This window comes from Commensalibacter nepenthis, assembly GCF_029953305.1.
Classification (GTDB): Bacteria; Pseudomonadota; Alphaproteobacteria; order Acetobacterales; family Acetobacteraceae; genus Commensalibacter; species Commensalibacter nepenthis.
Genome location: NZ_JASBAN010000001.1, coordinates 1,199,107 through 1,212,780 on the forward strand (window position 1 = coordinate 1,199,107; position 13,674 = coordinate 1,212,780).

Consider the following 13,674-nt stretch of genomic DNA (forward strand, 5'->3'; position numbering starts at 1 on the left):
GTGTTTTTCTAGCTGTATGGAAAGACTGAAAACAGTCATTCTTTGGGATAACTTTCTTTACTCTAAATTTGTAGGAATTGTTCTGGTTATTTACAGATTTTGTTTAAAATAATCATCTAAGACCTCATAGGGTGTTTTTCCTTGAATGCCTTTATGGGGTTTAACAGTGTCATAATAATTTATAAAACTTTTCAACTTTAACTTTCGATCTTGAGCATTATCGAATACCTCTCTTTCATGCCACATTTCCATGAGTGTGCGAATGACGCGCTCTGCTTTGCCATTGGTTTGAGGGCAAGCTGGCTTGGTAAATTTCTGGTTAATCCGATTGGTATAACAAGATTTAACAAACAGATGTTCAAGCATTCCTTGGTATTCTCTGCCATTGTCAGAGTAAACGGTTTTGTCGCAAAGTTTAAATTTTACTAAAATTTTAGTAAAATTTAAACTTTGCGACAAAACCAGAGGGAGAGGATTAGGAATGTAGTGGTTTGCAATATTGTAACAAATTCTCTATTGCACAGTTGAAATAATTTTCCAAATTTTCTTGAGTGACATATCCGATGTGTGGAGTACATAAAATGTTCTTAGAAAAAAGAAGGTTACTATGATAAACAGGTTCATCATCAAAAACATCTAATACAAATGCAATAGATTTGTTAATTTTAAGTAATTTTTGAATAGAATTTTTTTCTAATAATTGTGATCTAGATGTATTAACAAAGATAGCATTTTCTTTCATTTTTGATAAATCATTAAAAGTGATACTCTCCCTTGTGTTATTACTTAAACGTAAATGGACAGAAATAATATCGCATGTTCGAAAAAATTCATCCCGACTGGATAAAAATTTATATCCATTTAACAATGATTCTTGTTTAGCACCTTCACTACCACAAACGACAACTTCTGTATCAAAAGAGCTTGCATATTTTGCAACCAATTTACCTATTTTTCCAAATCCTAGAATGCCAATCCGTTTATCTTTAATTTGTCTTCCAGTTACAGTTTGCCATAATCCATTTTTCATTGATTCTATTGATTCATATAATTTTCGATTGGCTGCCATAATTAATAACCACGTGAGTTCCGCTGCAGATGTTGGGTCGCCACCACCTTCTAATATTGTGATATTTAATTTTTTGCAAACATCCAAATCTATATGTTTGCCAACAGGACCTGTTTGACATATTAATTTTAAATTAGGCATTTTTTAAGAAGGTCTTGATTAATAATTGTTCTTTCACGGATTAATATTATCGCTTCTATGTCTTTAATTTGTTCTGCTAGATTTTCCTCTTCTTGAAGATTACCTAACACTAAAATTTCATGTTGATATAATTTTTTTATGCAATTTAATTGTAATGATGCGTTTTGATAATCATCGGGAATTAATATTTTCATTTTTATCTCTATTTAATAAAAACAGTCTTATCGCAAATTTGAAATTGGGTTGTATTTTGCTATAAAATGAGCGAGTTAGCAAGGAAGTGTATTATTTAATCCGAAGATATTTTGGAAGGTGTAGGAATTGATCGCGTTGTTTACAGTGATATGGAATATTACTGTAATGAACATGCATAGGAAAACGAAGCTTACACTGTATCATCGAGAAGAGATATGGCGGTTACATCATCAAGAGAAAGTCACGGTAACGGATCTGGCTAAGCGTTTTATGGTCAGCAGGTCTACGATTTATGCTGTATTAAGGCGTGCTCGGTTGCAATTATTTTTGCCGATGTCCGCACGAATGAGCGTTATAAAACGATCAAATATGGCATTAAACGCCTTGCTAAGATTGAAAAAACACTTGAGGACAACCTCAGACGGCAAGCCAAAAAATATAACAAATCTTATCCTAGGGAGATGGTGCATGTCGAGACTAAACAGCAAACTCGGGAGTATCTTTTTGTAGGTATTGATGATTTTTCTCGAGAACTCTATGTTGGGATTTACAACGATAAATCTCAGTTTAGTGCAGCTCAGTTCCTACAAGACGATGTGCAGGTTCAATGCCCTTATACGATCGAATGTGTTTACTCTGACAATGGCAGAGAATACCAAGGAACGCTTGAACATCTGTTTGTTAAATCTTGTTATACCAATCGGATTAACCAGAAATTTACCAAGCCAGCTTGCCCTCGAACCAATGGCAAAGCAGAGCGCGTCATTCGCACACTCATGGAAATGTGGCATGAGCGTGAATTGTTCGTCAATGCTCAGGATCGAAAGTTAAAGTTGAAACGATTTATTCATTATTATAACACTGTTAAACCCCATAAAGGCATTCAAGGAAAAACACCCTATGAGGTCTTAGATGGTTATTTTAAACAAAATCTGTAAACAACCCGAACAATTCTTACACGTGATAAAAACAAGATTAGAATCTAAAACTATTATTTTTAACCTTTGTCTGCCATTCATTCATAACAAAGAAATATTTGTTTTTTACTTGGAAAATTATCATAATATAGTGACCTAATGGTAATTTTTATTTTGAAATTTAATCGATTCAACCTCAAACAAAAAAGAGAATATTATTTATTTTCGTCCTAATAGTAAACTGTTAAAATATGACATAACATTCTTGATTATTAAAGGGAAGCGCATGAAGAAAATTGTTTTAACTGCAACTTTGCTGATGCTTTTACAAACCAGTAATTTTTGTTCTGCTGCCCCTTTAGGTGATACTGGCGATCCTTCTGCTATTCCCGCAGGAAATATAGAGGTTCTAGATCAATTTACTGATCCAGGTCCTTCAGGCGTTGCCATAACGCCTGACAAACGATTATTCGTCAGCTTTCCTCGACATGCACAAAATCATAAAGATGCTACGCTCGCAGAAATTATCGATGGAAAAAGAGTTCCTTTTCCTGATAATCGAATGAGTCTTCCCTCTGATCTTCCTTTGAAAGATCGTTTAATCTCTGTTCATGGAATTACATTGGACAGTAAAAATAACTTATGGGTAATTGATGATGGTAAACGCGCTGACATTATCGGCATTCCTGAGGGCGCTGCCAAAATCGTTGGTTTTGATATTCATACTCATACTCATACAGTAATCGCGTCTATTCCTATTCATGCACCGACATTATTACAAGATAGCCATCTCAATGACTTACGTGTTGATTTAACCCATGGAGAAAAAGGAACCGCTTATATTACGGATTCTTCTTTTGGCACCTCTCCAGCCCTTGTCGTTGTTGATCTTGCCACTGGCAAGCAACGCAGAGTTCTTGCGAATCATGTATCAACGCAACCTGAAAAAAAATTTGTTGCTTATTTAGCTGGAAAACCAAGGTTATATAATCCGCAACATCCTTCTTTTCCTGTTGGAGGAGCTGATGGGATTACACTGAGCAATGACTCTAAAACGCTTTATTATGCTCCATTAACCAGTCGGCGTTTATACTCCATTCCCACCGCTATTCTTTCTGACTTTCAAGCTAACGAAGAAACTCTTTCAAAAAATGTTACAGATTTAGGCGAAAAAGGATTTGCCGATGGACTCGCAAGCGATCCTCAGGATCGTATTTATACCACCAATGGAGAACATAATAGTATTTGGCGACGTTGGCCTGATGGTCACATGGATTTAATTGCCAGAGACCCAAGAATTGATTGGCCTGACGGTATTGCTGTTCAAAATAATATAGTTTACGTGGTGGCAGGACAATGGGAGAGATTAGCGGGTTTTCATCAAGGAAAAGATTTACGTGAACCTAATTATCTATTACTTGCTATTCCTATCAAATTACCGCCAATTATCAAACCTAGCCAAAACGCACAGTAACGATTATAAAAAAGCCTTACACTATTTTGTAAGGCTTTTTTATACTGAATTACATTGTTGGCATAGAGAATTGAACACCTTCTCTGCCTCCAGAAGATGGCCAACGTTGTGTCACAGTTTTACGTCTTGTATAAAAACGCACCCCATCTGGTCCATAAATGTGTAAATCACCAAATAAAGACCGTTTCCACCCACCAAAACTATGATAAGCCACAGGTACAGGTAAAGGAATATTCACACCAACCATTCCAACCAAAATATTGTCGCAGAAATAACGAGCTGCCTCACCGTCCCTAGTATAAATACAAGTACCATTGCCATATTCATGATCGTTAATCAATTTCATAGCTTCTTCCATTGTTTTCACGCGAATAACTTGTAAAACAGGTCCAAATATTTCCGCTTTATAACTATCCATATCGGGTTTAACGTAATCGATTAAGGTTGCCCCAACATAAAAGCCATTTTCATACCCACTTACCTGAGTATAACGTCCATCAACAATAATTTTTGCTCCTTGTTGCTCTGCGCTAGTAATGTGACCAATAATTTTATCTTTATGCTGTTTGGTAATCACTGGACCAAAATCATTGCTCATTTCAGAATATGCACCCAGCTTTAATTTTTTCATTGCTTGGGTTAATTCTTGAATAAGCTTATCAGCCATTTCATCACCAATGGTCACGGCAACTGATAACGCCATACAACGTTCACCAGACGATCCAAATGCTGCTCCTAATAAAGAGCTAACCACATTATCTAAATCTGCATCAGGCATAATGATTGCATGATTTTTTGCCCCACCCAATGCTTGGCAACGCTTACCATTCGCCGCAGCTGTTTTATAAATATATTCTGCAATCGGTGTAGAACCTACAAAACTAATGGCTTGCACTCTTGAATCATGTAACAATGTATCAACAGCTTCTTTGCCACCGTTGACCACATTCATCACCCCTTTGGGTAATCCTGCTTCATGCAAAAGTTCGGCAATAAATAGAGTAGAGCTGGGATCTCTTTCAGAGGGTTTTAAAACAAATGTATTTCCACATACAATCGCCATTGGGAACATCCATAAAGGCACCATGGCTGGAAAATTAAAAGGCGTAATCCCAGCAACCACACCTAATGGTTGAAAATCACTCCAAGCATCAATATTGGTTCCTACATTTTTAGTATATTCACCTTTTAATAATTCAGGAGCACCACAAGCATATTCAACGACTTCAATCCCTCTTTGCAATTCACCTCTGGCATCATGGATGATTTTTCCATGTTCTTCACCAATTAATTTGGTAATTTTATCTGCATTTTGTTCAAGCAACTCTTTAAAACGAAACATGATTCGAGCACGTTTTAAAGGAGGCGTATTTCTCCACTCTGGAAACGCTTTTTGTGCCGCAGCAATGGCTTGCTCTACTGTTGCTTTAGAGGCCAATGAAACTTGCTTGCTAACTTCCCCTGTAGAAGGATTATATACGTCTTGTGTTTGCGTTGAATCTTTTACAGTCTCACCGTTAATGAAATGTCCAATAATACTCCCAGTCATTATTTTTTCCCTTGCTAAATAATTTTAAAAATATCTTTCCAAAACAAAATAGAAAAATATAAATATAGAAATAAAATTCTATAAATTATTCAAAACAAAAACAATACATTTTCACGTGATACAACTTTAAATATGATATGACATCTCATTGAATAATAAAAAACTATTGTAGATTTACAAATAATATTATAAACCTTAGAAAATAGTATATTAATAAAAACACTTTTTAATTTGATAAAATAGATATAAGATATTACATATCTACTATTATTTTTATATCCTATAACAGACAGTTCCCTCATTATGACGTGCAACAACTCTAGCGCTTGGAAAATTTTGGCTGCTTTTTTAATGGTGGCACCTTTATCTTTTCAAACCATACATGCCAAAACAGTGACGTTATTAAACGTGTCATACGATCCGACACGAGCCTTTTATCATGCCTATAATCAAGCATTTGAAAAATATTGGAAAGAAAAAACAGGCGATAATGTCGTTGTTTATGAGTCCCATGGCCCTTCGGGAAAACAAGCACGATCCGTCATTGATGGAATGCAAGGAGATGTTGTTACCCTTGCGTTGTCAGGGGATATTGATGCACTCAATAAATACAAACCGCTTATTAATCCAAAATGGCAAGACAGGCTGCCTTATCATAGCTGCCCTTATTATTCAACGATCGTTTTTTTAGTTCGCAAAGGGAATCCTAAAAATATTCATGATTGGGATGATTTAATTAAACCTGGCGTGCAAGTGATGACTCCTAACCCCAAAACATCTGGCGTAGCACGCTGGAATTTTCTAGCTGCTTGGGCGTATGCTTTGGAAAAATATGGATCTGAAGACAAAGCATATGATTTCGTAAAGCAACTGTATCAACACGCCCCCATTTTAGATACAGGCGCGCGATCTTCCAGCCTCAGCTTTATTCAAAGAGGCTTAGGAGATGTCTTAATTTCTTGGGAAAATGAAGCCTATATGGCGTTAAACGAGTCAAAGCCGGGCGAATATGAATTAATTACACCTTCCGTTTCGATTTTAGCAGAACCCCCAGTAGCAATTGTGGATTCTGTAGTTGACAAAAAAGGTACTCGTACTGTCGCAGAAGGATATTTAAATTACTTATATAGTGACGAAGGTCAAAACTTGGCTGGGCAATATTATTATCGCCCCAGCAACCCAACAATTGCAGAAAAATATAAAAATAAATTTCATGACTTGAAATTAATCCCTATTGACAAAGTGTTTAAAGGATGGAAACAAATAAATAACAAATTTTTTAAGGATAATAAAATATTCGACAAAATTATGAGTGAAATTAACCGCTAACTTTTTTGAATTAAGGAACCATAATGTTTTCTTCTAGATATTCAGTTATTCCAGGATTCTGGCTAAGTTTAGGATATACGTTATCTTGGCTTTCCTTAATTGTTTTACTTCCTTTGGCTGCATTATTTTTATATGCCAGTCATATTCATTTCGACCAGCTCGTTACTATTCTAAGTAATAGACAACTTCAAAGCGCTTTAAAACTCTCTTTATATACCTCTTTCTATGCTTCTTTGTTGGCTTCAATTTTTGGTGCTTTTTTAGCATGGATGCTGACACGTTACTCCTTCACAGGTAAAAAAATCATTGATTCAATGATTGATCTCCCTTTGGCGTTGCCAACAGCAATTGCTGGTATTGCTCTAACCACTCTATATGCACCCAATGGATTATTAGGTTCTATTTTACCTTTCAAGGTTGCCTATACGCCTCTTGGAATCATTATTGCTATGGTATTCGTTACGATTCCTTTTACCATCAGAACGCTTGAACCGATTATCAACGATATTCCTTATTCTGTCGAAGAAGCTGCTAAAACATTGGGCGCAACGCCTTTACAAACATTTTTATATATTATTTTCCCCATGCTTTTCCCCGCTTGGCTGACAGGGTTTTCTTTGGCAATGGCACGCAGTTTAGGGGAATATGGATCTGTCGTATTCATTGCTGCAAATATACCTTATAAAACTGAAATTTTACCCATTTTGATTGTCTCTAAATTAGATCAGTTTGACTATACGGGGGCTACTGTCATCAGTTTGTTGATGTTGCTTATTTCTTTTGGTTTGCTATTTTTTATCACTATCGTTCAACGTTGGATTAAACCCCATCGGTTAATTTGGTTTATTACCCATTTATCGTTGCCCTTTTTTTCTAAAAAGAAATCATCATGACACCAATAAGATATAAACAAACTGCATTCAAAAGATTATTTCTTTTGACACTCACATGGATTGTGTTTGGTGTTATTTTTATAGCACCTTTGTCGGTTATTTTAATCGAAGGGCTTTCCAAAGGTTTAGGTTTTTTTTGGCATACTTTCGCCAATCCTATTGCTTTATCCGCTTTAAAACTAACTCTGTTTGCAACAATTGTTTCTGTTATTTTAAATGTAATTTTTGGGGTAATGGCTGCATGGTGTGTTACTAAATATGATTTTGTTGGGAAAAGCTTACTGACTACTTTGATCGATTTGCCTTTTTCTATTTCCCCAATCATTGTGGGGTTAATCTATACATTACTTTATGGTTCACAAAGTATTTTATACCCTTTTTTAATGGAGTATAATTTACAGGTGATTTACGCTGTTCCAGGCATTGTCCTTGCAACCATTTTTGTCACCTTTCCTTTTGTCGCTCGTTCACTGATTTCTTTGATGCAAGAACAAGGAACTATCGAAGAAGAAGCTGCACGTTTATTGGGTGCCAGTGGATGGCAGATTTTTTGGTTAGTGACCTTTCCCAATATCCGTTGGGCTTTATTGCATGGTGTGGTGATGTGTACAGCCAGAGCTATGGGAGAATTTGGTGCTGTATCGATTATTTCTGGTCATATTGAAGGACTAACCAATACCTTACCTTTACAAATAGAAATTTTATATAATGAATATAACGCCACTGCTGCCTTCAGCATCTCCATTATCTTGTTATTGATGGCAATAATTGTCTTATTTATAAGACAATGGTGCGAACGCAAGATCACTACTATAAATTCCAAAACAGGGCAATAAAATGAATATCCGTATTAAAGAATTGAATAAATATTTTAATCAATTTCACGTTTTACAAAATATCAACTTAGATATTCGTAAAGGCGAACTCATTGCCTTGCTTGGTCCTTCAGGCTGTGGAAAAACCAGCCTCTTACGTATTATCGCAGGGCTAGAACAACCCAGCTCTGGTCAGATATTTTTTAACGATCAAGATATTTCAAACAAAGATATCCGTGAGCGTCGCATCGGATATATGTTTCAACATTTTGCTCTGTTCCGACATATGACTGTATTGGAAAATATTTCTTTTGGATTGCGTGTAAAACCTAAAAAAGAAAGACCATCCGCCTCGGATATTTCAGCAAAAGCAAAACATCTATTAGATATGGTTCAACTGAGTAATCTAGCAAATCGATATCCAGACGAATTATCAGGCGGACAAAAGCAGCGCGTTGCATTGGCACGGGCTTTGGTAATCGATCCGAGTGTATTACTATTGGACGAACCTTTTTCTGCCTTAGACACCAAAGTCAGAAGAGAGCTGCGACAATGGTTATCGAACTTGCATCATGAGATTCAATTGACCAGCGTTTTTGTAACCCATGACCAAGAAGAAGCAATGGAGATCGCCGATCGTGTGGTGATTATGAACAAAGGAATTATTGAACAAATTGGCTCACCCAAAGAAATATTAGACACCCCAAAAAATGATTTTGTTTATCACTTTCTTGGCGAAACCAATCATTTTTCAGTGGGTGAACAAAATTTTCAATTCAGACCACATGAAGTTATTCTCAGCATTCATATTGAAAAAGCTGGATATTTCGAAGCAACAGCGCTGGATATTCGCCCTCTTGGTGCCGTGACGAAAATTATATTAAAACCCAAAGACAGCGACTATCCTATTGAAGCCCAGGTACCCAATACTACTCGTAATCTAAGTAGTTTAAAAAAAGGAGATATCGTTTATTTCAGACCTATTATGGATTTTGAGATTTAAAATCCCTAGAAAACCTAGGCGGAATAATTCACTATTTTATTTTGTTAATTATATGGAGATCCTATAAAAAACGATATTTTTATTGATTTATTTCAAAAAATTCATTAAATACATATAAATAAAGTATTATACAAATAACATTCTATTAACCATCTACCTTTTTCATATCTTTTTTGTTAAAAGATAGGTTCTAATCATACCAAAGGATTTTTGTTTTACATCGCTTCCTATTTTCTTTTTTCAGCAAAGCTTACATATAATGACCCCGATAGAACTATACTCTAAAAAACCCAGTGAATTTTATGAACGTAAACTGCTTGAAACTCAAGAAATCCTGCAAAATGCCGTCGCAGAATATGGTCCAATCGTTCAAGCCACTAGCCTTGGGGTAGAGGATATGGTCATTACAGATTTTATTCATCGTTTAGGATTACCTATTTCTATTGCGATGTTAGATACAAAGAAATTACATCAGCAAACGTTGGATCTTAAAGATCAAGCAGAATCTCATTATAATCTGGAAATCAAAACCTATTATCCTGATGAAGATCAAGTGGCTGAATATGTTCAAAAAAACGGTGAAAATGGGATTTTTGAATCCGTTGACCTGCGCAAAGAATGTTGCCATATTCGTAAATTAGTGCCTCTTAAAGCTCTTTTAAAAGGGCATGAAGCTTGGATTACAGGCTTACGCAAAGAACAATCAAATTTTAGAGCCAATTTAGAAGTCATTGAACAAGAGAACCCAAGCGATGCAACACAACCCAAAGTAAAAATTAATCCTTTATTGGATTGGACAATTGGGGATATTTGGCGTTATGTCAAAGAAAATAATGTTCCATATAATCCCTTACATGACCAGTTTTATGTTAGCATTGGATGCGAACCTTGCACCCGTGCGATTGCGTTGGGTGAAGATTTCCGTGCTGGGCGTTGGTGGTGGGAACAAGAAGGCGCAAAAGAATGCGGTTTACATGTTCACGCAACATCTTCTTTATCAAACAGACCTTCAAAATAATAACGATTTGAATTCAGACTTAAAGGCAATTTTATGACGTCTCATTCACCCAATTTATATACCCCTCTCTCTGATCTAGAAGAAGAATCTATCTTTATCATGAGAGAAGTTGCAGGTTCTTTTGAACGCCCTGCACTGCTATTTTCAGGCGGAAAAGATTCTTGTGTTATGTTACGTTTGGCGGAAAAAGCATTCGGGCAAGGTCAATTTCCTTTCCCCTTATTAATGATTGATACAGGGCATAATTTTCCAGAAGTTGTTGAATTCCGTGATCGTAGAGCCAAAGAACTTGATGCAAAGTTGATCGTTCGCAGCGTTGAAGATTCTATGAAACGCGGAACAGTTAGACTAAGCCATCCTTTGGAAAGCCGTAACCCTCATCAATCAGTTACTTTACTAGAAGCAATTGAAGAGTTCCGTTTTGATGCGTTGCTGGGTGGCGCAAGGCGTGATGAAGAAAAAGCTCGGGCAAAAGAACGTATTTTTTCTCATCGTGACTCTTTTGGTCAATGGCAACCCAAAGCTCAACGTCCTGAATTATGGAATATTTTCAATACACGCATTTTACCTGATGAGAATTTCCGTGTTTTCCCAATTTCAAATTGGACAGAGTTCGATGTATGGAAATATATTGCACAAGAAGAAATCCCACTGCCTAATTTATATTATGCACATCAACGCCAAGTGATCCCTCGCAAAGGGTTATTGGTTCCTGTAACCGATGTTACCCCCGTGCAAGAAGGAGAAACCATTGAAACCAGAACTGTGCGCTTCCGTACTGTTGGCGATATGACTTGTACTTGCCCGATCGAAAGTAATGCTGCTAATGCCAATGATATTGTCAAGGAAACTGCCGCTGTAACCATCAGCGAACGGGGCGCAACACGTATGGATGACCAAACCTCTGAAGCATCTATGGAGAAACGTAAACTTGAAGGTTATTTCTAAGTTCACGCTGTCATCATTTTAACTCTTGAGGAAACGATTTTATGTCATCTTTACAAAACAAACATACCCTTAAATTCTTAACGGCTGGCAGCGTCGACGATGGGAAAAGCACCCTGATCGGGCGTTTATTATTAGATAGCAAAGCCATCCTTGCTGACCAACTTTCTGGTATTCAACATAAACTTGCTGATGATGAATCCTATGATTTGGCAAAACTAACCGATGGATTACAAGCCGAACGTGAACAAGGCATTACGATTGACGTTGCCTATCGTTATTTTACCACGCCAGAACGTAAATTCATTATTGCAGATGCCCCTGGTCATGAACAATATACACGGAATATGGTTACTGCTGCCAGCAGCAGTGATGCTGCTGTAATTTTGGTTGATGTAACCAAAATCAATTGGGAAGATAAAGTTGTTAATCTATTACCCCAAACACGTCGTCATACCTTGTTGGCTAATTTATTGAAAGTGCCTTCTATTTTGTTTGCGATTAATAAATTAGACGCGATCAAAGACCCAGATACAGCTTTTATCAATGTCAAACGTACATTGGAAAAATTTACACAACAAGCAAATATCACGATTACCAATATTATTCCTATTTCCGCATTAAAAGGGTTAAATATTACCGCTCGTAATGCCGATAAACATGGGAATATTCTTTGTGAAAAAGTCTATCAAGGTCCTAGTCTATTAGAAGCCTTAACAGCCCTTCCTTCTCATGTTGCTTCGGATACACAAGCCTTTCATTTTCCCGTTCAATTTGTGCAAAAATTACAAGAAGCACATGATGGTTCATCAACCCAACATGGTCGTCGTATTTTTTGGGGAAGAATCGCAGCAGGAGGTGTTAAAATTGGAGATGAATTAATCGTTCAACCTTCTGGTGCCAAAGCAAAAATCAGCAAAATCTTTGCAAATGCATTACAAGGAGAACTACAACGCGCATCGACTGGACAATCTGTCGGATTAATCTTGGATCAAGAAATTGATGTGTCTCGTGGAGATTGGTTGCTAGCACCGTCGTCACCATCGGCACAAAAAGAAGCCAAAGCAACCTTGGCTTGGTTAGATGATGAACCTTTAGTTGTCGGACGTGCTTATTGGTTAAAACATGGGCATCGTTGGATTAAAACCAAAATTGCTTCAATTAATCATCATCTCAATATTCATACATTGGAAACCGAGCCTGCTGAAAATCTGGATAAAAACAGTATTGGAGAAGTTTCTTTAATCTTACAACAACCTATTCCTGTTTTGCCTTATCATGATGCCAAAGACGTTGGTGCTGCGATCCTTGTCGATACCGCCACCAACCGCACAGCAGGAGCTGTCTTATTTAAATAATTTAAAATCTTACAGAGGGATGAATGATTAGAGCATTTAAAGATGATGATTTAGATCAAGTAATGACTATTTGGTTAAAACAAAATCTACTGGTCTTGTCGCAAATAGTGAATTGATATGTAATATCCATAAAGCTAGCTAATTTAGACGGGTATATTATTATTTAGACCGAATATGCTTTGAATGAGTTTTATTTGTTCGTTGATTGTCCATTTTCCTTTAAAACCCAGTCCTTTTTTAATCCAGAGAATGGCCTCATATCCTTTAAGTGTTTTTCTTGCGGTATGAAAAGATTGAAAGCAACCATTCTTTGGGATAATTCTCTTTACTCTAAAATGATCATTTTCTATTCCCTGTTGTAAAGATTTCTTTGTTTCATGAACGCAGTGATTGGGAAGGATATACTCATTCTTCATGGTTTGTATGGTTTTTGGAAACGGTAATGCTTTATCTGTTCCAATATGGGTTGGAGCGAATAGACCCTCTTCTTTAAATGCTTTTATAAAAAAGCGTTGTGCTGCTTTGATATTTCTTTTAGCTGTTAATAAGAAATCAATAGCAGTTCCATTCTTATCAATGGCTCTATATAGATACTTCCACTGACCTTTTACCTTGATATAGGTTTCATCAATCCTCACCTCACCACAATGGGGTTTTCTATAGCTTCTCAAACGTTTTTCTAATAGTGGTGCATAGCGTAATACCCAACGATTTAACGTGCTATGATCAACGCTTACTCCACGCTCTAAAAACAATTCCTCAATATCTCGATAGCTAAGACAATAGCGTAAATACCAGTTTACCGCTTGGATAATCATCACCCCACTAAAGTGGCGACCTTTAAAATCATCCTTAGACCTTAATATAAGCTTGCTATAGATACCAATAGACATAAATCGTTCCTAAAATATAAATACTCACTCCATTTCTACATCATACTAAAATACATAATTAAATTTGCGACTAGA

Annotated in this window: 15 protein-coding genes; 10 read left to right on the forward strand and 5 right to left on the reverse strand. The window is 36.4% G+C overall.

Translation table 11 applies throughout. From position 1 onward, the window contains the following. Positions 1-90 precede the first annotated feature (90 nt). The 3 genes from QJV33_RS05530 to QJV33_RS05540 form a co-directional block, all read right to left on the reverse strand. A complete protein-coding gene (locus QJV33_RS05530) occupies positions 91-366 on the reverse strand; it encodes an integrase core domain-containing protein (protein WP_281462377.1) in 276 nt (91 codons plus the stop codon). 109 nt (positions 367-475) lie between these two features. Next, on the reverse strand, positions 476-1,210 hold the full coding sequence (locus QJV33_RS05535; RefSeq protein ID WP_281462378.1) for an NAD(P)-dependent oxidoreductase: 735 nt from the start codon (positions 1,208-1,210) through the stop codon (positions 476-478). After that, on the reverse strand, positions 1,198-1,404 hold the full coding sequence (locus tag QJV33_RS05540) for a Rossmann-fold NAD(P)-binding domain-containing protein (protein ID WP_281462379.1): 207 nt from the start codon (positions 1,402-1,404) through the stop codon (positions 1,198-1,200). Before QJV33_RS05540 ends, QJV33_RS05535 begins: the two co-directional genes overlap by 13 nt. 172 nt (positions 1,405-1,576) lie before the next feature. Between QJV33_RS05540 and QJV33_RS12015 the strand changes: the two genes are divergently transcribed. The 3 genes from QJV33_RS12015 to QJV33_RS05550 all read left to right on the forward strand — a co-directional run bounded on the left by QJV33_RS12015 (position 1,577) and on the right by QJV33_RS05550 (position 3,796). Then, the gene (locus QJV33_RS12015) at positions 1,577-1,915 is read left to right on the forward strand and encodes a helix-turn-helix domain-containing protein (protein ID WP_408869667.1); all 339 of its coding nucleotides are present in this window, start codon (positions 1,577-1,579) and stop codon (positions 1,913-1,915) included. Beyond that, positions 1,867-2,343 (forward strand): integrase core domain-containing protein, encoded by a 477-nt coding sequence (locus QJV33_RS05545; RefSeq protein ID WP_281462380.1) that lies wholly within the window; start codon positions 1,867-1,869, stop codon positions 2,341-2,343. Before QJV33_RS12015 ends, QJV33_RS05545 begins: the two co-directional genes overlap by 49 nt. Before the next feature lie 265 nt (positions 2,344-2,608). After that, positions 2,609-3,796: an L-dopachrome tautomerase-related protein gene (locus QJV33_RS05550; RefSeq protein WP_281462381.1), complete on the forward strand. Its 1,188-nt coding sequence runs from the start codon at positions 2,609-2,611 to the stop codon at positions 3,794-3,796. A 49-nt stretch (positions 3,797-3,845) separates the two neighbouring features. Here the strand turns inward: QJV33_RS05550 and QJV33_RS05555 are convergent, their stop codons facing one another. Continuing rightward, positions 3,846-5,345 carry a CoA-acylating methylmalonate-semialdehyde dehydrogenase gene (locus QJV33_RS05555; protein ID WP_281462382.1) on the reverse strand — a complete coding sequence of 500 codons (1,500 nt, stop codon included), beginning with the start codon at positions 5,343-5,345 and terminating at the stop codon, positions 3,846-3,848. Between the two features lie 303 nt (positions 5,346-5,648). Between QJV33_RS05555 and QJV33_RS05560 the strand changes: the two genes are divergently transcribed. From QJV33_RS05560 to QJV33_RS05590, 7 genes are all read left to right on the forward strand, one after another. Then, on the forward strand, positions 5,649-6,674 hold the full coding sequence (locus tag QJV33_RS05560) for a sulfate ABC transporter substrate-binding protein (protein ID WP_281462383.1): 1,026 nt from the start codon (positions 5,649-5,651) through the stop codon (positions 6,672-6,674). 23 nt (positions 6,675-6,697) lie between these two features. Beyond that, a complete protein-coding gene (cysT, locus tag QJV33_RS05565) occupies positions 6,698-7,567 on the forward strand; it encodes a sulfate ABC transporter permease subunit CysT (protein ID WP_281462384.1) in 870 nt (289 codons plus the stop codon). Then, the gene (cysW, locus tag QJV33_RS05570) at positions 7,564-8,403 is read left to right on the forward strand and encodes a sulfate ABC transporter permease subunit CysW (protein WP_281462385.1); all 840 of its coding nucleotides are present in this window, start codon (positions 7,564-7,566) and stop codon (positions 8,401-8,403) included. Before cysT ends, cysW begins: the two co-directional genes overlap by 4 nt. Before the next feature lies 1 nt (position 8,404). After that, on the forward strand, positions 8,405-9,385 hold the full coding sequence (locus QJV33_RS05575) for a sulfate/molybdate ABC transporter ATP-binding protein (RefSeq protein ID WP_281462386.1): 981 nt from the start codon (positions 8,405-8,407) through the stop codon (positions 9,383-9,385). A 259-nt stretch (positions 9,386-9,644) separates the two neighbouring features. Beyond that, the gene (locus QJV33_RS05580; RefSeq protein ID WP_281462387.1) at positions 9,645-10,403 is read left to right on the forward strand and encodes a phosphoadenylyl-sulfate reductase; all 759 of its coding nucleotides are present in this window, start codon (positions 9,645-9,647) and stop codon (positions 10,401-10,403) included. A gap of 33 nt (positions 10,404-10,436) precedes the next feature. After that, entirely contained in the window at positions 10,437-11,351 is a 915-nt protein-coding gene (cysD, locus tag QJV33_RS05585; protein ID WP_281462388.1) for a sulfate adenylyltransferase subunit CysD, read from the forward strand. 41 nt (positions 11,352-11,392) lie between these two features. Next, entirely contained in the window at positions 11,393-12,706 is a 1,314-nt protein-coding gene (locus QJV33_RS05590; RefSeq protein WP_281462389.1) for a sulfate adenylyltransferase subunit 1, read from the forward strand. Between the two features lie 143 nt (positions 12,707-12,849). On the opposite strand, the gene QJV33_RS05595 is transcribed toward QJV33_RS05590, so the two are convergent. Next, positions 12,850-13,599, reverse strand: a complete 750-nt coding sequence (locus QJV33_RS05595; RefSeq protein WP_281462390.1) for an IS6 family transposase — start codon at positions 13,597-13,599, stop codon at positions 12,850-12,852. Between the last annotated feature and the right edge of the window lie 75 nt (positions 13,600-13,674).

Bases quoted from the DNA above. Each gene is read 5' to 3' on its own strand.
- QJV33_RS05555 (WP_281462382.1), bottom strand. From the start codon at position 5,345: ATGACTGGGAGTATTATTGGACATTTCATTAACGGTGAGACTGTAAAA.
- cysW (WP_281462385.1), top strand. From the start codon at position 7,564: ATGACACCAATAAGATATAAACAAACTGCATTCAAAAGATTATTTCTT.
- QJV33_RS05540 (WP_281462379.1), bottom strand. From the start codon at position 1,404: ATGAAAATATTAATTCCCGATGATTATCAAAACGCATCATTACAATTA.
- QJV33_RS12015 (WP_408869667.1), top strand. From the start codon at position 1,577: ATGCATAGGAAAACGAAGCTTACACTGTATCATCGAGAAGAGATATGG.
- QJV33_RS05590 (WP_281462389.1), top strand. From the start codon at position 11,393: ATGTCATCTTTACAAAACAAACATACCCTTAAATTCTTAACGGCTGGC.
- QJV33_RS05550 (WP_281462381.1), top strand. From the start codon at position 2,609: ATGAAGAAAATTGTTTTAACTGCAACTTTGCTGATGCTTTTACAAACC.
- cysD (WP_281462388.1), top strand. From the start codon at position 10,437: ATGACGTCTCATTCACCCAATTTATATACCCCTCTCTCTGATCTAGAA.
- QJV33_RS05535 (WP_281462378.1), bottom strand. From the start codon at position 1,210: ATGCCTAATTTAAAATTAATATGTCAAACAGGTCCTGTTGGCAAACAT.
- QJV33_RS05545 (WP_281462380.1), top strand. From the start codon at position 1,867: ATGGTGCATGTCGAGACTAAACAGCAAACTCGGGAGTATCTTTTTGTA.
- QJV33_RS05580 (WP_281462387.1), top strand. From the start codon at position 9,645: ATGACCCCGATAGAACTATACTCTAAAAAACCCAGTGAATTTTATGAA.
- QJV33_RS05530 (WP_281462377.1), bottom strand. From the start codon at position 366: ATGCTTGAACATCTGTTTGTTAAATCTTGTTATACCAATCGGATTAAC.
- QJV33_RS05575 (WP_281462386.1), top strand. From the start codon at position 8,405: ATGAATATCCGTATTAAAGAATTGAATAAATATTTTAATCAATTTCAC.
- QJV33_RS05595 (WP_281462390.1), bottom strand. From the start codon at position 13,599: ATGTCTATTGGTATCTATAGCAAGCTTATATTAAGGTCTAAGGATGAT.
- QJV33_RS05560 (WP_281462383.1), top strand. From the start codon at position 5,649: ATGACGTGCAACAACTCTAGCGCTTGGAAAATTTTGGCTGCTTTTTTA.
- cysT (WP_281462384.1), top strand. From the start codon at position 6,698: ATGTTTTCTTCTAGATATTCAGTTATTCCAGGATTCTGGCTAAGTTTA.